The organism is Rhodophyticola porphyridii (genome assembly GCF_003688285.1).
GTDB lineage: Bacteria > Pseudomonadota > Alphaproteobacteria > Rhodobacterales > Rhodobacteraceae > Rhodophyticola > Rhodophyticola porphyridii.
Genome location: NZ_RCNT01000001.1, coordinates 651,303 through 671,851, shown reverse-complemented (window position 1 = coordinate 671,851; position 20,549 = coordinate 651,303). Strand labels below are relative to the sequence as shown.

The following is a 20,549-nucleotide window of genomic DNA, read 5'->3' as shown; positions in this document are numbered from 1 at the left end:
GGAGTTGGCCGTGGTCAAATTCAGGAGCCTTTCGGAAGTCGCACGCGCAATCGCTTGATCCGCCGGGGGTCGGCGTCCACAACTTCGAATTCCGCACCCGACGGATGAGGGATCACCTCGCCCCTTGCGGGCACCCGGCCCGTCAGGACGAACACCACGCCGCCCAGCGTGTCGATTTCATCCTCATCGGCCTCTTCGACCAGCTTCATCCCGATCTCCGCCTCGAACTCATCGAGCGGAGCGCGTGCAAGCGCAAGATAGGAGCCGGCATCTTCCTTCAGCCAGGGCCGGTCTTCCTCCACATCGTGTTCATCCTCGATCTCGCCGATCACCTGCTCGATCAGGTCCTCGATGGTTACCAGCCCGTCGACCCCGCCATACTCGTCGATCACCAGCGCCATATGGGTCCGATCCGTCTGCATCTTCTGCAGCAACACACCGATGGGCATGGATGGCGGCGCGTAGAGCAAAGGCCGCAGCATCGTGCGAAGCGAGAACCCGCCGCCGCCGCCGTTGAAGCCGTATCGCAATGCGACATCCTTCAGGTGAACCATGCCGATGGGCGTATCGAGCGTGCCGTCATAGACGGGCAACCGCGTCAGACCGCTCTGGCGGAACACGGCAACCAGATCGTCGAGCTCGATATCACATGAGACCGAGATGATCTCGACCCTCGGGATGGAGACATCCTCCACCCGCAACCGGCGCAGGTTGGACATGCCGGTGCCGGGCACGAGCCCCGGGGCGCCGTCCACTGCGGGCAATGCGGGCACACCGTTCATACTCTCCGGTTCCGGGTTGGGGGCAGTGCCAAAGAACCGGGCGAAAAAGCCGGGTTTCCGTACAGGCAACTCATCCGTCTGTGGCGCGCTCTGCGCTGCGCTAGACGACGGGTCAGGGCTTGAGCTCATGGCTCCTTTCCAAAAATACACCGGGTCACGCGCAACCCGTTGTCTCAATATGGGTCAGGGATACCCAATCTTGCAAGGATGCGCGTCTCCAGATCCTCCATCAAAGTCGCATCTGCATCGTTTATGTGGTCAAAACCCAACAGATGCAGCGTTCCATGGACCAGAAGATGGGCCACGTGATCGGCGAAACTCTTCTTCTGCGCCTCCGCTTCGGCCAGACAGACGCCATAGGCGATCGCGATGTCGCCCAGTTCATGAGGCGGAGCACCCGGAACGGGAACGGGCAGGTCCGGCATCCGGCCCGGATCGGGCTGATGCGGTTCGGATGGCCAGCTCAGCACATTCGTGGGCGCAGGCTTGCCCCGGAACTCGGCATTCAGCTCGGCAATGCGGCTGTCGTTGCAGGCCAGAAGGCTGATCCCGAAGCTTTCGGCCTGCAACCCCAGTTCATCAAGGGTCGCGGCGCAGACCCGGCGCGCCAAGGCTTCCAGATCCAGCGTCTCCCAAGCCGGATCTTCAATGAGACAGTCAATCTCCATTGGAGCGCCCTTCACAAGCCCGCCAACCTGTCAGGCGGCGGCGGATGCCACCGCGCTTGCGCCACGCGGCGGCGCGGCGCGCGCCCGGTTCGAAACCCACTTCGCTATTTTGCAGGGTCATCCGCGTCGTAGGCCTCGATGATCCTGGCTACCATCGGATGGCGCACGACGTCCTTGGCGGTGAAGTAATTGAAGCTGATCCCATCGATATGGCCCAGGATCCGTTCCGCCTCGGACAGCCCGCTTGTGACGCCACGGGGCAGATCCACCTGGGAAGGGTCGCCGGTGATGACCATCCGGCTGCCCTGCCCCAGACGGGTCAGAAACATCTTCATCTGCATCGCGGTGGCGTTCTGCGCCTCATCCAGCACGACATAGGCGTTGGACAGGGTCCGGCCCCGCATGAAGGCAAGCGGCGCGATCTCGATCTGCTTTTCCTCGATCAGTTTGGCCAGTTGCTTGCCGGGCAGGAAATCGTTCAGCGCATCGTAGAGCGGCTGCATGTAAGGATCGACCTTGTCCTTCATGTCTCCGGGCAGAAAGCCCAACCGCTCTCCCGCCTCGACCGCCGGGCGGCTGAGGATGATCTTGTCGACATGGCCGTTGATCATCTGGTTCACGGCCACGGCCACCGCCAGATAGGTTTTGCCCGTCCCGGCCGGGCCGATGCCGAAAGCCAATTCATTGGCATAAAGCGCGCGAACATAGGCCTGCTGTGCCTGTGTCCGCGGTTCGATCGTTTTCTTCCGGGTGCGGATTTCGATATGATCGCCCGCATCGCCCCTGAACAACTCGATCTGGTCGCCGTCCCGGGCCCCGGTGCCTTCGGCCGAATTGCCGAGCCGGACCACCGCGTCGATATCGCCCGGGTCCAGACTTCTGCCCGCTTCCGCACGCTCATACAGCTTTTGCAGCACCTCGCCCGCTTCGGCCCGGGCCTCCCCGAGCACCGCGAGCATGTTGCCGCGGCGCAGGATCTGGACGCTCATCAAATGCTCGATCTGTGCCAGGTTGCGGTCGAACTCTCCACACAGCTCGATGAGCAAACGGTTGTCGGGAAATTCCAGCAGCAGTTCCAGAGGAGGGTCAGACGGGTTCGCAGTCAGCGTGGACAGATCCAAAGAGAACTCCCAAATCACGAAGGCTTGCGATCAGTTTGGCAACCTTGGACACGCAAAGCAACATCTTGTGGCTACGGCGACGGAAAAAGGCGGGTCTTGGGGTAATCGTCGCAAAAACGGGCGATCCCGCCTTGGAATCGCCCGTCAGGAAAAACATGCGTCTGGCACAAGGCGGTTATCGGCGGGGAATGCGATCCCGAATGCCGCTATCGGCACCGATATCTCCGACAATCGCGTTCGGCGGGGCAATCGGGGTGCACACAGGCAGGCCGCTGCGCGGATCGCGACGGCGCGACCAGTAACCTTCCAGCCCGTCGTCGATCATCCAGATATGACACCCGTCCGGGTCCACATAGATCCCGGCCTCGAGTTGCGTCAACGATCCGGAATCGCGGCCCAGGTCATCGCCGATAGCGCGCAGTGGCGGGCCGTCCCCGCGCGGCACCATCACGCTTTCGAAGGATTCCGTGCATCCCGCCAGCGCCAATGAACAGGCAATCATGATCGCCGGGGTCTTGAGGGTGTGAAGGCTGATCATACTGGTCACCTGTAACATACGATTTCGACGCGGCGGTTCTGCTGCATATTCGCCGCAGAGGTATTGGGCACGAGCGGCTGGCGTTCGCCAAATCCGATTTCGCGCGCCACGCGCGCGCCCACCGACCGCGCCACGCCCGCAACCGAAGAGGCACGACGCTGAGAAAGCCGGATATTGTATTCATCCGAAGCGCGGCTGTCGGTATGACCGTAGATCGCGTAAGCGAAAGCCCCGCCATTGCGGAAGAAATCCTCCAGCCGGGCCCGGCCCGAACTTGTCAGCCGGGCGCTGTCGGTGTGAAACAACACATCCGAATTGGCCACGGCGCAGGTGTTGAATTCCATGCAGACGGGCCGCCCGTTCTGCGGGTTGACCCGGCCCTCCATATAGCCCTCCACACCGCCATCGGCGACCCAGTGGTGGCAGCCATCGGGGTCGATCCAGATCGCCGGCTCCACGGTGCCGGTTATGGCCTGCTGCGCCTGCACAGCACCGCCCGAAGGCAACAGGGCAAACGCGCCGAGCGCCGCCCCGCAAAACGCTGTCCTCAGTCCAGGCCCCAAGTTCGACCAAAAGAGTGAAACCACGGCACATTCCCCCAGTTCTCAATATCTATGCGCTGGGTCGGCACGGCACAGCGCAAAACACCATTTATTCGCAGCAGGATAGCAAGTTTCGTAGGCTTGTGAAGCCGTTTTTACCAAATATAGTCTTGAGTGTGGAAACACTGCCCCTAGATATGGGGGATTGTTTGAAAAGCTGTTTGATATCCGTCGGAAAGCCCGCCCTTCGCGATCCCGCGCCGGGCAGTCGGTGCCAGGATATCAGATCAGCATCCCGGCCAGCGAGTTCGACGCGCTTGCGGTGATTCTCACCGGAGCGATCTGACCGCGCAAGGTTTCCGGGCCATCCACATGGACCGCGTGCAGATAATCCGACTTGCCGACCATCTGGCCCGGCATCCGGCCCGGTTTTTCGAACAGCACCCGCACCTCGCGCCCGACCATCCCGTCCTGTTCGGCGCGCTGCTGCTCTGACAGGAGCGCCTGAAGCCGTTGCAGCCGGTCATCGGCCTCCGTCTGATCCACGCCCGGTCTCTCGGCCGCAGGCGTACCGGGGCGCGCGGAATACTTGAAAGAGTAGGCCTGACCGTAGCCCACTGTTGTGACCAGATCGAGCGTCGCCTGGAAATCCGCCTCCGTTTCGCCAGGGAACCCGACGATGAAATCGCCCGAAAGCAACAGATCGGGCCTTGCTTCGCGGATCCGGGCAATCAGACGGATATAGTGCTCGGCCGTATGTTTGCGGTTCATCGCCTTCAGGATCCGGTCGCTGCCCGATTGCACCGGAAGATGCAGATAGGGCATCAGCTTGGCGCAATCCCCGTGGGCCGCAATCAGATCGTCTTCCATGTCGTTGGGGTGGGACGTGGTGAAGCGGATCCGTTCCAGCCCGTCGATCTCTGCCATCCGCCGGATCAGCCGGGCCAGGCCCCATTCCGTGCCGTCCGGCCCGGCGCCGTGATAGGCATTCACATTCTGGCCCAGAAGGGTGATCTCGCGCACCCCGCGTTCGACGAGATCCTGCGCTTCGTGCAACAGGCGCTCGACGGGCCGGGACACTTCCGCGCCGCGCGTATAGGGCACCACGCAGAACGCACAGAACTTGTCGCACCCTTCCTGCACGGTCAGAAAGGCGGTCGGCCCTCTCGGCGCCTTCCGCGTCTTCGGCAAATGCGCGAACTTGTCCTCTTCGGGGAAATCGGTATCCAGCGCCCGGCCGCCCTCGGCCAGTGTGTCCACCATCTCCGGCAAGCGATGATAGGTCTGCGGACCCACAACCAGGTCGACCATCGGCTGCCGCCGGATGATCTCTTCGCCCTCGGCCTGCGCCACGCAGCCGGCGACCCCGATCTTGAGATCGGGGTTGGCGTCCCGCAACGGCCGGAACCGCCCAAGCTCGGAATACACCTTTTCCGCCGCCTTTTCGCGGATATGGCAGGTATTCAGCAGGATCATATCGGCGTCGTCGGGAGTGTCCGTCTGAACATATCCCTTCGACCCCAGTGCCTCGACCATGCGCTCGCTGTCGTAGACATTCATCTGACAGCCATAGGTCTTGACATAAAGCTTTTTAGGCTCGGACATGAAATGCGCTCCGGTCAGGTCGACCGCCCATGTATCTCATGGGGACGCGGCCTTCAACGGCGCGTAATTGCAATCTTTACGCTTGCGCGTCAGATTGGCCGGAAAGCGACGCAAGGTAGTGACCCATGATTTATCCAAGCCTTGACGCGTTCCGTGCGGCGCCTGCGTCCGCATTCGGCAAGGGGCCTTTCGCGATGATCATCGCGGAAGATGCAACCGAGGTCGTGTCCACGGTCATGCATGTCCTGCAACTTGGCTTTGCCCGTGTGTTTATGATGGCACCCGAGGGCCTCGACCTGCCCGAACACGAACCCGAGATCGCCAGTCAGGTGGATATCATCCGCCACCGCACCCGGCAGCCGGGGACTGTGGTGAACGCCGTGAACTCGCTGATCGACAAGATACCCGGCGAATGGCTGCATTACTGTTTCAACGGGGAATACCTGTTCTATCCATTCTGCGAAGACCGAACAGTGGGGGAGGCGGTCTCCTTCGTTATGGAGGAGAGACGCAGCTCGATCCTGACCTATGTGATCGATCTCTATGCCGATAATCTGTCGCTCTACCCCGATGCCGTCTCGCTCGACACGGCCCATGTGGACGGGTCCGGATATTACGCCGCGACCAGACGGAATGACGACGATGAGGTGCTGGAAAGGCAGCTGAACTTCTATGGCGGGCTGCGCTGGCGGTTCGAGGAGCATGTACCTGAACTGAAACGCAAAATAGACCGGGTCGGACTTTTCCGGGCGAGCCCGGGCTTGCGGCTGCGTGAAAACCACACGCTGAACGATGAGGAAATGAACACCTATGCCTGCCCGTGGCATCACTCCATGTCTGCGGCCATCTGTTCGTTCCGCGTGGCCAAGGCGCTGCGCACCAATCCCGGCTCGCGCAACGACATCCCCGATTTCCGCTGGCACAAGTCAGTACGGTTTCAATGGTCATCGCAACAGTTGGCGCAGCTTGGGCTGATGGAACCGGGGCAATGGTTCTGAGACGATCCGCGCGGGCCGGACAATGCGTCTGATCCGCGACCCGGCCATTCTGGCGCTGATGGGCATGCAGGTGACGGTCTGGGCCGGCTTGTTCTACAGCTTCCCTGCGCTTGTCCTGCACTGGCAGGCCGAATTTGGCTGGTCAACCGCGGAGATCATGGGCGCGTTCACGATTTCGATTGCCGTCTACGCGCTTGGCGCCCCGCTTTTCGGACGTTTGATAGATCGCGGCGTGGCACCGTTCAGCATGCCCCTGGGCGCGGTCATCGGGGCCGGCCTGCTCGCCACTCTGTCATTCGTGGACACCCTTTCCGCCTTCTACCTGATCTGGGCGGCTATCGGAGCGACCATGGGCCTGACGCTTTACGAGGCCTGTTTTGCCATCGTTACCCGGGCGCGAGGCGCCGATGCGCGGCAGGCAATCACCGCGATCACGCTGGTGGGCGGGTTCGCGAGTACACTGGCCTATCCGCTGACCCACTGGTTGGCCGGGATCGGCGGCTGGCGCACCGCCATCTGCGTGATGGCGGCGCTGGTCATCCTCCTGGCTGCCCCGCTGGCGCGTTTGGCGGCGCGCAACCTGGAGGCGGAGGCGCGGGCGCTGCCGCAGTCGCAGTCGCCGGACACGGCGCAGTCAGCCCCGCGGCCATTCGTGCTGCGCTTGCCCGGCTATTGGGCGGTTGCCGGCGGCTTCGCTCTGGCGGCACTGACCAGCGGTATCGTGCTCAGCCATCTGTTGCCGATCATGGCAGCGCAGGGCGTCAGCGACGATATGGCGATCCTCGCGGCTGCGGCAATCGGCCCTGCGCAGGTTGCGGGGCGGATGGCGATGATGGCCGCTGGCAACCGGATGTCCGCGCTGCGGATCGCGCAGATCGCCATGGCTACGCTGGCCTTTGGCGCGCTGATGATGGCCGCGGCGGGTTGGGTCGCAGCACTGGTTCTGGCCTTTGGGGTCTTGCAAGGCGCGGGCTACGGCGTGGTCGGCATCATGCGGCCGGTGGTGACCCGCGATATCCTTGGTCAGCGGGATTTCGGGGCGGTGTCGGGCGCGGTCTCCCTGCCGTCGCTGTTTCTGTTCGCGCTGGCTCCGTTTCTTGGCGCGGTGCTGTTCGATCTGGCGGGCTACGCTCCGGTCCTGCTGCTTTGCATGGCGGCACCCGTCGCGGGCGCGGCCTTGCTGCAGACACTTCACCGCACATGAAAAAGCGCAGTCCCATGGGGACTGCGCTCCGTGTCATCGCAAAGCGCGAAAGATCAGGCCGTCACCGGCTCCGCATCGATCGCCTTGGGCGCAGTGCCGTTGATCTCGATCTGGCGCGGTTTCAGCGCCTCTGGCACTTCGCGGACCAGATCGATATGCAAGAGCCCGTTTTCATGGGACGCGCCGGTCACGCGGACATGATCGGCCAGCTGGAAGCGTTTCTCGAACGCCCGCGTGGCGATCCCGCGGTGAAGGTAGGTGCGTGCCGTCTCCTCCTTCGCCTTGCGCGCTGTGACGACAAGCTCTGTCTCGCGCTGTTCCACGCCGAGATCGTCATCGGTGAAACCCGCAACCGCAATCGAAATGCGATAGGCGTCTTCATCCGTCTTTTCGATGTTATAGGGGGGGTAGGTGCTGGTGCCCACGTCCTGGGTCATCACGCGGTCCAGCAAATCGGCCATGCGGTCAAAGCCGACGGTTGCCCGGTACAGGGGCGACAGATCATAAGTGCGCATCACGTTATCCTCCGTTTGAGCGACAACTATCTTTGGTCAGGCGGTCCATATGCGAACCCGCCAAGGTCATGCCGCGACCCCATCCGGGCACCGCGGCGTCCTATATGTGTGATACGGTTTTCGGCGTTTCAAGAGGGTCAGGGGCGGAGAAACCGCGCGCCCGAGCTTTCGCGCCCGTCATTGCTGCCCGACAGGGTGCGGACCTGCGGCAAGGAGCGGACGAATTGCGCATTCGAACGGTCCAGCAGATCCAGAAGTACCACAAGTTCGCCCTGCAACTCAGCCGAAAGCGCCACCGGCTCATCCCCCCAATCGGCGAGAGCTGACACCACCGACACGACATTCATCTGCCCGTCCCGATCCACCATGACCGGCGAGCCGGAAGAGCCCTGAACCACCGAACAGGACAGGACCAGAACACCGGGATCCTCGGCCAGAACCTCGCAATCGTCCTCAAGGGAGGCATACTCCTCCCGCTCGGCGCCATAAGAGACGACCTGCACGATATCGCCGGGGCCCACACTGCCGCGTGTCGCGATCGGTCGCACGGTCTGTTCAGGAATGGTGTGATCAAGTTGAAGAAGGGCGATGTCGGTGCGGATCCGGTGCAGATCATCGGGGCTGCCATAGGTGTAATCGGGATGCAGGATACTTCTGCGAATGCCCCGCTGTGCAACGGCGTAGCCATTTCTGAGCCCCGCGTTGAAGGACAGGGCCGCGTCGGGCCGGCGGGTCGCGCTGTCTTCGGGTCCGTCAAACAGGCAATGGGCCGCGGTCAGGACGAGATCGGGCGCGATCAGCGTGGCGGTGCAAAACCCGGAACCGGTATCCAGACGCCCTACCGCCTCCCATCCGCGCAGATCATACGCCGAGTCCAGAGGCCGCAGGGGCGTATCGGGTTCCACGTTGGGCCATTGCAGGGTCTGCGCCATTGCCGGGACCGCAAGCGCCAGAGCGATTGCAACGACAGGGAAAATGGCCTTCATCACCGGGTCTCCGCACGAAGTTCCGCTTTTCACTACCGATCCAGTACGGCGAAAATGAGGCCGGGCGCCAGGATTGGACCCGGCCCGGCCCGCAGGCAAAATCGCGCAAGCAGGGCTGGGAAAAAACCGGAAGCGCGGCTATCCGCGGGCTCCGGTGGCGGTCAGCGCAGCATCGGCACGGCGGGCGTTGCCCGTTCCGCCGTCAACACGGGTGGCTGGGGGCCCCCTGTCGCCCAGTCCAGCAGTTCGACCGTATGGACAACCGGAATATCCGTTCCGCCGCCGATCTGCATCATGCAGCCGATATTGCCCGCCGCGATGATATCCGGGGCCTTCGCCTCCAATGTCCGCACCTTGCGGTCTTTCAGTTGTTTCGAGATCTCGGGCTGCATCAGATTATAGGTGCCGGCGCTGCCGCAGCACAGATGACTGTCCGTCGGTTCGACAACCTCGAACCCGGCCCGCTTCAGAAGATCCTTGGGATAGGTCTTGATCTGCTGGCCATGCTGCAGGCTGCACGCGGCGTGATAGGCGACTTTCAGGCCCTGTCCGATCGGGGCGGGGGCAGTTTCGGGCATATGCGCCGCATCGGTCCCCGCGATGGCGTCCCGCGCGGGGTTGACGGCGCGCCATTGTGGCGCGTCACCTGGCAGAAGGTCGATCAGCACTTCCGAGATGTCCCTGGCAAGGCCCGCGACGGCGGCGGCCTCTTCCGCGAGAGGCTCGTTGCGGAACATGTGGCCGTAATCCTTCACGGTGGTCCCGCAGCCGCTGGTGTTGATGACGATGGCGTCCAGCCCCGCGCCCTGCATCTCGGCCCACCACGCACGGATGTTCCTCGCCGCTGTGGCGTGGCTTTCGCGGGTCTTGCCCATGTGATGCGTCAGCGCGCCGCAACAGCCCGCGCCCTCGGCGATCACCACCTCGGCACCCAGTCTGCGCAGAAGCCGGATGGTCGCGTCGTTGATATCCGTGTTCAGTGCGCGCTGCGCGCATCCGGTCATGAGCGCGACACGCATCTTGCGGGCGCCCGTTGCGGAAAACACTTGCGGATCGTCATTGCGGCTGACCGGGGGGATGGATTTGGGCGCCATTTCCAGCATCGCCTTCAGCCGCGCATCCGGCATCAGCCATTTGAAAGGCCGCCCGATCTTGGCCCCGAGCAGCGCCAGACGAAACCTGGTCGGGTAGGGGAGGATGCGCGCGAGAATCCAGCGCAGCGCCCTGTCGCTGAAGGGGCGTTTGTATGTCTGTTCGATATATTCGCGCGCGTGATCCACCAGATGCATGTAATGCACACCCGACGGGCATGTGGTCATACAAGCCAGGCAAGACAGGCAGCGGTCGATATGTTTGACCGTCTTTTCATCAGCCGGGCGGTCGTTTTCCAGCATATCTTTTATAAGATATATCCGTCCACGCGGGCTGTCCAACTCATCGCCCAGCACCTGATAGGTCGGGCAGGTGGCCGTGCAAAAACCGCAATGGACGCAGGATCGCAGGATCTCGTTCGACCGTTTGGTCGCAGGATCCTTCAACTGCTCAGGCGTGAAGGTGGTTTGCATGACCGCCCTTTCAGATAAATGAGAGAATGACGAGCCCCAGGACCGCCGCAGAGACCAGGAAGAGCGCAGCGAAAACGCCGCGCGCGGCCCAGACGGATGTGAAGCGGCCGAGATAGAGGTGATACCCCATGCCCGCCACCGTCGCCGCCAGAAGCGCGACGCCAAGCGCGCTGACCCATGCGGGATCGCGCCCAAGCATCGGCGCATCCACGATCAGCGACGCGAAGACCAAGGCTGCGGCAACGGCCGAGCCGATCTGGGCAATCAACGCCCCGAATGGGCGGTCGCGGATGAAGACAAGCCCGCAGAACACGGCGGCGGACAGGATCGCAATCGGGGCGGCATCAAGGCCCATCATCTCACACCTCCCCGCCCATCAGGCCCGGGTTCAGGATACCCTTCGGGTCGAACTGTTTCCTCAGCCCCGCCGACAATGCGGCGATCGGCGCGGCTTCGGGGTGAAAGACCGGCAGACGTGCGCGGGTGTCCTTGCTGGCCCGGATCAATGTCGCATGGCCGGCGAAATCCACCAGCTTCGCCCGCAGATCGGTGCCACCCGGCACAAGCGCCCAGACCAGCCCGCCGCCCCAGTCATAGAGCACATCGCGTGCGTCCAGCTTCGCCACCAGCCCCGGCGCATCGGTCGGCTTCACGGAGATGCGCCAGACATCCCCATCCTTGCCCTTGAACCCGTCCACGTCCCGTACCCATCGCCAAATGGCACCGGCGCCGGCGCCGAACGCGCCTTGATCGGCCGCAAGACGGGTTTCGATCTCGGCCTGTCCGAAAGGGTCCAGCAGGGCCTGAAGCCGACCGGCCCGATAGGCGACCGAGGCCTCGAACCCTTCCACGCGAAGCATGGTCACCGGATCGCCGTCCGGACCATTGGGCGTGTGCGCCGCGCCGGAAACCTCGAAGGGAGAGCCGAGCGCCGCAGCCATGGCCGCGACCGCGGTTTCGTCATCGAGGCCCCTGAGACGCAAGCAGGCCGTCGCCGCGACACCGGGCAGAACCTTGAAACTCAACTCCGACAGGACGCCCAGCGTGCCGTAGCTGCCGGCCATCAGCTTCACCAGATCATAGCCGGTGACATTCTTCATCACCCGCCCGCCGTTCTTCATGATACGCCCGCGCCCGTCGACGAACCGTACACCGATCAGGCTGTCGCGGCATGCGCCCGCCTGTATCCGGCGTGGGCCCGATACATTGGCCGCAACAACGCCGCCGATGGTGGGCACCCCTTCGGTTCCCATCAGGGACCGGTGGTCCATGGGTTCGAAGGGCAGCCTCTGGTTCTCCGCCGCCAGCGCCGCCTCCACATCCGCAAGCGGTGTGCCGGCCTTCACGACGATGGTCAGCGCGCCGGGTTCATAAAGTTCGATCCCGCGCATGTCGGCCATGGACAGGACTTCGCCCACCACGGGGCGCCCGATCGGCCGGGTACCGCCGCCCTGCACCCGCAACGGGGCCGATGCGGCCGACAGCATCTCGGCAAGCTCAATCTCGGTTTCAGGGGTCAGCACGGCGGCCTGCTCCTTCTCTGCGCCCAGGTTCTTCACGGGGTTTCGGATATGGGCGGGGCGCGCCTGCACAGGCCCCTGTCCCGACGACGAGCACCCTTCAGGCGGCGAGGGTCCGGCGGCTGGCCGAGGCCTCCAGCGGAAACACCTTGGCCGGGTTCAACAGCCATGCCGGATCGAAGACATCCTTCACCTGCATTTGCAGTTCCAGATCCTCCGGGGTGAACTGCGCGGTCATCAGATCGCGCTTTTCGATACCCACGCCATGTTCGCCGGTCAGGCAACCGCCAACCTCGACGCAGAGCTTCAATATCTCCGCACCGAACGCCTCGCAGATTTCCAGATCGCCGGGCTTGTTCGCGTCGAACAGGATCAGCGGGTGCATGTTGCCATCGCCCGCATGGAAAACGTTGCCGACCTCCAGCCCGAATTCCTTGCTCATCTCGCCGATGCGGCGCAGCACGTAAGGCAGGCTGGAAACCGGGATCGTGCCGTCCAGACACATGTAATCGTTGATCTGCCCGACCGCTCCGAAAGCCGATTTCCGGCCAAGCCAGATCTTCGCGCTTTCCTCTGCGGATTTGGACTCGCGCAGCTCCACCGGGTCGTATTTGCGGGCGATCTGAAGGATCACGCCAAGCTGTTCGTCGATCTCGGCTTCGGAGCCTTCGACCTCGACAATCAGCAGCGCGTTGCAATCCGGATACCCGGCATTCGCGAATTTCTCCGTCGTCTCGATGCAGAGCCTGTCCATGAACTCGATCGCCACCGGCAGAACGCCCGCCTTGATGATATCCGCAACACAGGCGCCCGCGGTCTCGTTATCGTCGAAACCGATCAGAACCGGCCGCGCGCCCTCGGGCTTGGGCAGGATCCGCAGCGTCGCTTCGGTCACCACGCCCAACTGCCCCTCCGACCCGCAGACAAGGCCCAGAAGATCATAGCCCGCAGCATCCAGATGCGCGCCGCCGATCTCCATCACCTGACCATCCATGGTGACCAGCGTCACACCCAGCAGGTTGTTGGTCGTCACACCGTACTTCAGGCAATGGGCACCGCCGGAATTCATCGCGATATTGCCCGCGATCGCGCAGGCCAGCTGACTTGACGGATCGGGTGCGTAGAAAAACCCGTCTTCCTCCACCGCGCCCGTGACCGACAGGTTGGTGCGCCCGGACTGAACCCGGATGATCCGGTTCTGATAATCGGTTTCCAGAACGTCGTTCAGGCGCGCCACACCAAGGATCACGCTGTCGGCGGTTGGCAAAGCCCCCCCGGCAAGCGACGTGCCAGAGCCGCGCGGCACCACCGGCACACCCATTTCGTTGCAGATTTTCAGAACCGCCACGACCTCCTGGGTCGTGGATGGCAGGACCACCACCATCGGGGGGCATTTATAGGCGGTGAGCGCGTCGCATTCATAAGCGCGGGTGCCGGCTTCCTCGTGAATCACCGCGTCCTTCGGCAGAACCGACGTCAGTCGAGCCACCACAGCCGATTTTTTGGCCAGAATCGCCGGATCCGGGGTTGGCATCTCCATGATATCGCTCCTCCCATCCAATATTGGTAAATAAATATAACCAATTTTTGCAGATGGCAAGAGATTCCTTGCCCGCTACTGTCGCAGCCATGAACTTCATGATGGTGCTCACAACCCTCAGCTGGCTCGACGCGCTGGCCCTTGCCGCAATCCTCCTTGCCTGGGGCGGCCTGGGCGCCTGGATCGAGGCGGAAAACGTCGCGCGCCCCTCGGTGACCGTGTTGATGGCGCATTACCGGCGCGCCTGGATGGAGGAGTTGATCAATCGCGACGGGCGGGTCTTCGATGCGACCATCCTTACCAACCTGCGCCAGGGCACGGCGTTCTTCGCCTCGGGCGCCATGCTGGCCACCGGCGGGCTGCTGACGCTGATCGGCAATTCCGACCAGTTGATCGTCGTGGCCCGCGACCTGACGCTGGAGGAGGAAACCGCCCTGATCTGGCAGATCAAGCTGCTGCTGACCGTGGTCTTGCTGACACAGGCGGTGCTGCGGTTTGTTTGGTCGAACCGACTGTTCGGCTACTGCGCCGTCCTGATGGCCGCCGTGCCGAACGACCCGACCGACCCGCGCGCCCTGCCCCGCGCCGGGAAGGCCGCCGAGATCAACATACGCGCCGCATTCAATTTCAATCGTGGCATGCGGGCGATCTATTTCGCGCTTGGTTCTCTCGCGTGGCTGCTTGGGCCGGTGCCTTTGATCGCGGCGGTGCTGGTGATCTCCTACGTGATCTGGAACCGGGATTTCGCCTCCGCCTCCCGCGAGGTCATGCTGAGCGATGGAGAACAGCTATGAGGCATGCTTTGGCCGCGATCTGCATCCTGCTTCCGCTCGCGGCTCTGGCGGAACCGCCGGAGATCGTCGTCGCGACCTATTCCGACGGCCGGGTTTCGGTCACGTTGGCGCATCCCGATACGGGCTGGGATCATTATGCAGATGGCTGGCAGGTGGAACTTGAAGACGGAACGGTTCTGGGAACACGGGTTCTTCTGCACCCGCATGTGGAGGAGCAGCCTTTCACGCGCAGCCTTGGCGATGTGGCGATCCCCGAAGGCGTGACGCAGGTCTTCATCCGCGCCCGCTGCAACGTCACTGGATGGGGCGAAGACCGGTTTGCTCTTTCGGTTGAGTGATCCCTTTGCGCGGCGGGTATGACGCCCTCAGACCGGCCGGAGCGACCGACCGCCTGGAACTGAAACGCTCGCTGGACGGCTGTCAATCAGTGTCGTTGGGGCCGCCATAGGGCCGGTCGATCTTGAGCGTTTCAGCCAGCCGTGCCCATGTGACCTCTTCGAAGCGTTCGGGCCAGTCCACGCCCCAGATCCTGGCGAGCCTGCGGGCCCGGGGCAGATAGGCGGCCGCATAGGCGAGGTGGGCGGCAACCATCCTGTCCTGCGTGGCCTCAGGGGCCGGCAAAGCGGCCAGCGCCTGTTTCTGCTCCTCGGTGATCAACCTGTTCAGATGCAGCAGACCGCCCCTGTGGCGTATGCCGGTTTCCGCGATCATCAGATCGACCAGTTTGTTGCGCAGGTGAAAGACACCCAGGACTCCGTTGAGATACTCCTGCCGACCTACCGCAAGGGGCAGAAGCCCGAGAATACGGATGAACTCTTCTATCTGATACCGCATATGCTTCGGATCGGGCACCGGGCGCGGTGTGACCTCGGGCAGCGTCGGGTATAGCCCGTCATGGTCGAAGAGCACTTTCAGGCCGTCCTGTCTCTGCCCGCCCATCTGATCCGGCTTCAGGATGACAAGATCGATCCGCAGCCAGTCGGCGGTGATCGCGTTGACCAGAAGCGGCCGGACGTTACGGTCCCACCAGAGCACGATTTCCCCGGTTTGCTCGACGGCCTCACGCCAGAGCGCCACAATCTCGTCGGTCGCCCCCTCCGGTGCGATGAGAACCAAGTCGACATCGCTGAAACGATCCGCAAATCCGGTGCCGTGGCTGCCACTGAGAAACAGAGCTCGGATCGCCGGTTTCTCTTTCAGGGCGGAGGTGAGCGTGTCTATCGCCTGCTGTTGATCCATTCGATCCACCACTCTCCTGCTGCGCGTTCCAGCGCAGATTACCGGGCCAAGGATAGCGGTTGAACCCCGCCCCCGATCCGGCCTATCGCCGTCCTTCACGGAGCCAGGCGCCAAGCATCAGGGCCGATGCCATCAGCAAAAACAGCCAGGTCGCGATCAACGGCATGACGGTCACATCGGTGGTCAGGTAGGCCGCCCGCGGGGTCAGGCCGATCCAGCCACGACCGGCGGCATTGCGCCCCTCGGCCACACGCCGCAAGTCGGGGATCCCGTCTTCCAGGCGCAGGATGCCGCCCCGCGTCGGATCGATGGCGGGTGTCAGACGGGCCGCACTGGCGATGGTCTCCTCGAACTCGCGCGGCGCGGCGGGGCCCAGGGCGATCACCGTTTCCATCTCTCCCTCCCGCAGGCGGTAGAGGCCCTGATCGGTTCCGGTATATTCGGCCGTGAACTGACCCGGCGCGGTCTCTTCCAGAGTGATCTCCATCTCGGCGCCGTCCGGGCCGGTCACCGTGACGCGGCCGACCTCTTCGGCCAGCGTCTGACGCGTGATCCGCACGGTCTGGCCACTGGCCTCGGCCCTCAGCGCCTCCTCCTCCAGATCGGGCTCCCCCATCATCCAGTGGGCCAGACGGCGCAGCATCTCCAATTGCGGGCCCCCGCCCTCGTAGCCACGATCCCACAACCACGCATGATCCGAGGCCAGCAGCGCGACACGCCCCTCGCCCACCCGGTTCAGCAGCAGAAGCGGCGCATCGTCGGCTCCGGTCATGACGGTTTGACCGGCCCGTTCGATCACCTCGATCTGGCGGAACCATCGTCCCCATGGGGCGTCGCTGTCTTCCAGCCCAGCATGGGTCTGTTCCAGCCCGGTCGTGACCGGATGGCGCGCCCCCAGATCCGAGATCTGCGGCAGGAACGGCGTCTCCACCACGCGCGCGGTCGGCTGCCCCGGCAGGATCGTGGCCAGCGGCGTCCGATACAGCGAATCCGCGCTGGCAAAATCTGGGCCCGCCGCCATCAGCAATGCACCGCCCTCTTCGACATAGCGCCGCACGTTGTCCAGATAGAGCATCGGCAGGATGCCGCGTCGCTGATAGCGGTCGAAGATGATCAGGTCGAACTCGTCGATCGCCTCCATGAACAGCTCCCGCGTGGGGAACGCGATCAGGCTGAGCTCGGTCACAGGCACGCCGTCCTGCTTGTCAGGCGGCCTGAGAATGGTGAAATGCACCAGATCGACCGCAGGGTCCGATTTCAGCAGGTTACGCCAGGTCCGCTGGCCCGGATGCGGCTGCCCCGAGACAAGAAGCACCCGCAACCGGTCGCGTACGCCGTTGATCTGAACAACCGCCGCGTTGTTCCTGTCGGTCAGTTCGCCGGCGGCCTCCGGCACGATGAACTGGATCACGTTCATGCCGGCATGGGGCAGGGTCAGCGGCAGGGTTATGTCTTCGCCCACAGGCACCTGGAACCGGCGCGCCTCCTCCCCGTCAATGGCGATCAGCAGCTCGGCCCGGCCCGCAACGCCGGCGGGAACCGCGCCCTGATCCTCGATACGGATCGTCAGGGTTACCTCCTCGTCGAGGATCGCGAAGGCCGGGGCGTTCTGGACCAGCAGGCGGCGATCCCAGTCGGTCTCCCGTCCGGTCAGCAGGGCGTGAAGCGGCGCGGGCATGTCGGGAACCAGCCCCGCGTCATGCAACTGACCGTCGGTCAGCAATATGGCACCGGCGACCCGCGCGCGCGGCTCGTCGGCCAGCAGACGGCCAAGCGCCTCCATCAACAATGTGCCCGCGTTGTCCGAGCCATCGCCCACCTGGATCCGGCGCAACTCCATGCCAAGCCCGGATACCTCCGCCTCCAGCGCCGTGACAGCCTCGGCCACCTGCCCCTGGCGGTCAGACAGCCCCTGGCTGGCGCTGTCATCTATGACCAGAAGCACGATATCGCTCAGCGGCTCGCGTTCCTCGGTCTGAAGCGCGGGATTGGCAAGCGCCAGCAGCAGCACGGCAGAGGCCAGCGCGCGGAAGGGCCAGCCTGACAACCCGCGCCAGATCGCCAATGCGGTGATCAGCAAGGCGGCGCCGGCCAGGCCCCAGATCACGGGCCAGGGCAAAAGCGGATCGAAGAGGATATCGCTGGACATGCCCTATTGCCCCAATCGATCAAGCAGCGCCGGCACATGCACCTGGTCGGATTTGTAGTTCCCGCTCAACACATGCATCACCAGATTGACCCCGAAGCGATGGGCGATCTCGCGCTGGCGCTCGCCGGTAAACCCGCGGCCCACCGGAAACAGCGGCCGCCCGCTTGCATCGACCGCCCAGGCCGCGGCCCAGTCATTTCCGCCGATGACAACCGGGGTCACACCGTCATTCAGGTTTCGGAACGGCATGCCCTCGACCTGTTCGGCATCCGGCGGCGACGCCTCCACCCAGACATCGCGGGACAGGTGGCGTCCGGGGAAATCCTGCAACAGATAGAAGGTGCGGGTCAGCACATGGTCCGACGGGATCGGCTCCAGCGGCGGAATATCCAGCGGCCCGGCCAGTTGGCGCAGGCGGCGGCCGGCAGGCGTGGCGGTGCCGAAGCCGCCGATATCGGCATCCCGCGTGTCGAAAACGATCATCCCGCCCGAACGAAGATAGGTGTTGAGCCGCGCATAGGCCTCGGCCGACGGCAGCGGCTGCTCGGGCGAGATTGGCCAGTAGAGCATAGGGAAAAACGCCAGTTCGTCGGTTTCCAGATCGACACCGATGGGCGGTGCGGGCTCGACGGAGGTGCGCTGCCACAAGGTGTTGGACAGGCCCTGAAGGCCCGCGCGACTGACATCGTCCATGCGCGCGTTGCCGGTTTCCACATAGGCGAGCGTGATTTCTGTCGTCGCCAGAAGGGCCAGCAGATCCTCGTCCGTGGTGCCCTGCGCCTCGGCCATGGGGGTCAGGGCGAGCGCCAGAAGGATTCCCGCGGCGCGGCGGGTCAGCCCCGCAAGACGACCCGACAACCAGAGCGCCGCGATCGCGTCCAGCAGCAGGAGCGCGAGCGCCGCCGTCAGGAACGCAGCCATCAGATCCGTGGGCGCCAGAACCGTCATCCCCTCGACCGGCACATCGGCGGGCCAGCTTGCCGCCGCCAATACGGTCTCGGGTCCGATCACGTTGCGTGCCACGCGCCGCTCGGCCCCTGCGTAAAGGCCAGGCAGGATATCGGCCGACAGCGGCGCCTCGGCCAGATCCGCACCCGCAACACCCGGCCGCGCCCCGGCATCGCGCAGCGTGCCGAACCCGTCCAGCACCTGTTCGGGAACCCAAGTGACCCCGTCGAGATCCTGCGCCGCCGGATTGACCGGCCGGGTGGAAACCGCGAGGCGTTCCAGCATCTGCACGAACAGGCCGGACAGCGGCAGGCTGGACCATTCCGCATTGGCCGTGACATGGAACAGCACCACGCTACCCTGACCAAGCGCGGCGCGGGTCACCAGCGGCGTGCCGTCGGCCAGCGCGGCAATAGTGCGCTCGGCCAGCATCGGGTCGGGCTGGGCCAGAACCTGGCTGGTCACGGTCACATCATCGGGGATCGGCAGGCCGAAAAACGGCGAGGTCTCGGCAAAGGGGCGCAGGGCCTTGGGCTCCCCCCAGCTCATCGCGCCGCCGACCGACCGCCCCCCTTCGCGAAGCCGGACCGGCAGAAGCGGGTCCATCTGGGCGCGCGCCACATCCGACGCTGCAAGACGCGGACCGGCGAAGCGCACCAAGAGGCCACCGTCCTGAACCCATTCGATAACGCCCGCCTGTTCCTCGGGACTCAGCTGCGCCACATCCGCCATGATGATCACATCCGGGCTCGCCATCAGCAGATCGCCCAGCGCCCCGTCGAGGACATCCGCGGTGGGTTCCAATGCCTCACGCAGGAAATGCAGCGGTGTCAGGAGGATCTGCCCCTCCCGTTCGGGCGTGCCAGAGATCAGCGCCACCTCGCGGCGTTGCAGGCTGTCATCGGTCAGGGATACCGCACCGGCGCTGCGTTCACCGGATATCTCGAACCGGCTGATGCGGTTGCGCAACTCGGGCGGAAGGCTCAGCGCCAGTTCGGCCGTCATCTCGCCGGGACCGAATTGCAGAACCTCCCGCGCCAGTTCGCGCGGGATCCCGGCAGGGTCCAGCCCATGGGCAACAATCGTGACCTCGCGGGGTGCCGTGGTGCCGATGCGCAGGGCCGGCACGTGGATCACACCATCCTCGAACCGGGGCGGGGCCACTGCCGTTACGTCCCGCGCGCCCTGAAACACGCTCAGCCCGCCCAGATTCTGAAAGGCGTCGATCAGATCGTCCCGGCCGGGCCGCTCGATACCGTCGGAGAACCAGAACACCTCCAGCGGGCCTTCGAGGCTTTCGGCCCAGGCGCGTGCCGCGTCCATGTCGGGCGCATAGGGGCGCGGGGCGAGGTTCGGCACCCGCGCAGCCCATGCATTGGCGGCCTGAAGCGGCAGCGGACCAGTGTCCTGGCTGCCCAGTTGCATAAGCGCCACCGGCCGCCCGGCCCGCCCCGCCTCGTCCAGAAGCAGCGCGACCCGGTCCAGCCGCGCCTGCCAGTCCCCGGCACTGGCCCAGGAGGCATCCATCACGATCAGCAAGGGCCCCTCGCCACTCCGCTCGGCGGTGGGGTTGAGTACCGGGCCCGCGAAACCGATGATCGCCGCCGCCACCGCAATCATCCGCAGGAGCAGCAGCCACCAGGGTGTCTTGTCGGACTGGCTGTCATCGTCCTTGAGGCCAAGAAGCAGCGCCACACCGGGGAAGCGCCGCCGGATCGGGGCGGGCGGAACCGCGCGCAGCAGCCACCAGAGGATCGGCAGCGCGATGAGTGCGACCAGCAGAAGCGGTGTATCGAAGGCCAGGTCAGATATCATCGGCGCCCCCGGTCGTCACG

19 protein-coding genes are annotated in these 20,549 nt (G+C 64.3%); 4 read left to right on the top strand and 15 right to left on the bottom strand.

The features are described 5' to 3' along the window. Positions 1-20 precede the first annotated feature (20 nt). From D9R08_RS03415 to miaB, 6 genes are all read right to left on the bottom strand, one after another. Entirely contained in the window at positions 21-911 is an 891-nt protein-coding gene (locus D9R08_RS03415) for a hemolysin family protein (protein WP_121896565.1), read from the bottom strand. Positions 912-955: 44 nt separating this feature from the next. Beyond that, positions 956-1,450 (bottom strand): rRNA maturation RNase YbeY, encoded by a 495-nt coding sequence (gene ybeY / locus D9R08_RS03410; protein ID WP_121896564.1) that lies wholly within the window; start codon positions 1,448-1,450, stop codon positions 956-958. A gap of 104 nt (positions 1,451-1,554) precedes the next feature. Beyond that, positions 1,555-2,571, bottom strand: coding sequence for a PhoH family protein (locus D9R08_RS03405; RefSeq protein WP_407690587.1), 1,017 nt, complete (start codon positions 2,569-2,571; stop codon positions 1,555-1,557). Between the two features lie 175 nt (positions 2,572-2,746). Continuing rightward, positions 2,747-3,109 (bottom strand): hypothetical protein, encoded by a 363-nt coding sequence (locus D9R08_RS03400; protein WP_121896563.1) that lies wholly within the window; start codon positions 3,107-3,109, stop codon positions 2,747-2,749. A 5-nt stretch (positions 3,110-3,114) separates the two neighbouring features. After that, entirely contained in the window at positions 3,115-3,597 is a 483-nt protein-coding gene (locus D9R08_RS03395; RefSeq protein ID WP_233557198.1) for an OmpA family protein, read from the bottom strand. 336 nt (positions 3,598-3,933) lie between these two features. Beyond that, positions 3,934-5,256: a tRNA (N6-isopentenyl adenosine(37)-C2)-methylthiotransferase MiaB gene (gene miaB / locus D9R08_RS03390; RefSeq protein ID WP_121896561.1), complete on the bottom strand. Its 1,323-nt coding sequence runs from the start codon at positions 5,254-5,256 to the stop codon at positions 3,934-3,936. A gap of 125 nt (positions 5,257-5,381) precedes the next feature. Here miaB and D9R08_RS03385 point away from each other — a divergent pair, with 125 nt between their 5' ends. Both D9R08_RS03385 and D9R08_RS03380 read left to right on the top strand, forming a co-directional pair. Continuing rightward, complete coding sequence (locus D9R08_RS03385; RefSeq protein WP_121896560.1) at positions 5,382-6,254, top strand: hypothetical protein; 873 nt, start codon at positions 5,382-5,384, stop codon at positions 6,252-6,254. A 22-nt stretch (positions 6,255-6,276) separates the two neighbouring features. Further along, a complete protein-coding gene (locus D9R08_RS03380; RefSeq protein WP_121896559.1) occupies positions 6,277-7,458 on the top strand; it encodes an MFS transporter in 1,182 nt (393 codons plus the stop codon). Between the two features lie 53 nt (positions 7,459-7,511). Here D9R08_RS03380 and D9R08_RS03375 read toward each other — a convergent pair whose 3' ends face one another. The 6 genes from D9R08_RS03375 to D9R08_RS03350 all read right to left on the bottom strand — a co-directional run bounded on the left by D9R08_RS03375 (position 7,512) and on the right by D9R08_RS03350 (position 13,584). After that, positions 7,512-7,973 carry an Hsp20 family protein gene (locus D9R08_RS03375; protein WP_121896558.1) on the bottom strand — a complete coding sequence of 154 codons (462 nt, stop codon included), beginning with the start codon at positions 7,971-7,973 and terminating at the stop codon, positions 7,512-7,514. 137 nt (positions 7,974-8,110) lie between these two features. Next, the gene (locus tag D9R08_RS03370) at positions 8,111-8,959 is read right to left on the bottom strand and encodes a trypsin-like serine peptidase (protein ID WP_121896557.1); all 849 of its coding nucleotides are present in this window, start codon (positions 8,957-8,959) and stop codon (positions 8,111-8,113) included. A gap of 161 nt (positions 8,960-9,120) precedes the next feature. Next, a complete protein-coding gene (gene glcF / locus D9R08_RS03365) occupies positions 9,121-10,524 on the bottom strand; it encodes a glycolate oxidase subunit GlcF (protein ID WP_121896556.1) in 1,404 nt (467 codons plus the stop codon). 10 nt (positions 10,525-10,534) lie between these two features. Continuing rightward, positions 10,535-10,882, bottom strand: a complete 348-nt coding sequence (locus D9R08_RS03360; protein WP_121896555.1) for a hypothetical protein — start codon at positions 10,880-10,882, stop codon at positions 10,535-10,537. Position 10,883: 1 nt separating this feature from the next. Next, positions 10,884-12,044 carry an FAD-binding protein gene (locus D9R08_RS03355; RefSeq protein ID WP_121896829.1) on the bottom strand — a complete coding sequence of 387 codons (1,161 nt, stop codon included), beginning with the start codon at positions 12,042-12,044 and terminating at the stop codon, positions 10,884-10,886. A 100-nt stretch (positions 12,045-12,144) separates the two neighbouring features. Then, a complete protein-coding gene (locus D9R08_RS03350; protein WP_121896554.1) occupies positions 12,145-13,584 on the bottom strand; it encodes an FAD-linked oxidase C-terminal domain-containing protein in 1,440 nt (479 codons plus the stop codon). 53 nt (positions 13,585-13,637) lie between these two features. Here D9R08_RS03350 and D9R08_RS03345 point away from each other — a divergent pair, with 53 nt between their 5' ends. After that, a complete protein-coding gene (locus D9R08_RS03345; protein WP_233557195.1) occupies positions 13,638-14,378 on the top strand; it encodes a DUF599 domain-containing protein in 741 nt (246 codons plus the stop codon). Continuing rightward, positions 14,375-14,716, top strand: a complete 342-nt coding sequence (locus D9R08_RS03340) for a hypothetical protein (protein ID WP_121896552.1) — start codon at positions 14,375-14,377, stop codon at positions 14,714-14,716. The genes D9R08_RS03345 and D9R08_RS03340 overlap by 4 nt, the downstream gene beginning before the upstream one ends. A gap of 82 nt (positions 14,717-14,798) precedes the next feature. Here D9R08_RS03340 and D9R08_RS03335 read toward each other — a convergent pair whose 3' ends face one another. The 3 genes from D9R08_RS03335 to D9R08_RS03325 all read right to left on the bottom strand — a co-directional run bounded on the left by D9R08_RS03335 (position 14,799) and on the right by D9R08_RS03325 (position 20,529). Beyond that, entirely contained in the window at positions 14,799-15,617 is an 819-nt protein-coding gene (locus D9R08_RS03335; protein ID WP_121896551.1) for a nucleotidyltransferase domain-containing protein, read from the bottom strand. An 82-nt stretch (positions 15,618-15,699) separates the two neighbouring features. Further along, the gene (locus D9R08_RS03330) at positions 15,700-17,766 is read right to left on the bottom strand and encodes a hypothetical protein (RefSeq protein ID WP_121896550.1); all 2,067 of its coding nucleotides are present in this window, start codon (positions 17,764-17,766) and stop codon (positions 15,700-15,702) included. Between the two features lie 3 nt (positions 17,767-17,769). Beyond that, entirely contained in the window at positions 17,770-20,529 is a 2,760-nt protein-coding gene (locus D9R08_RS03325) for a DUF4159 domain-containing protein (protein ID WP_121896549.1), read from the bottom strand. Positions 20,530-20,549 lie beyond the last annotated feature (20 nt).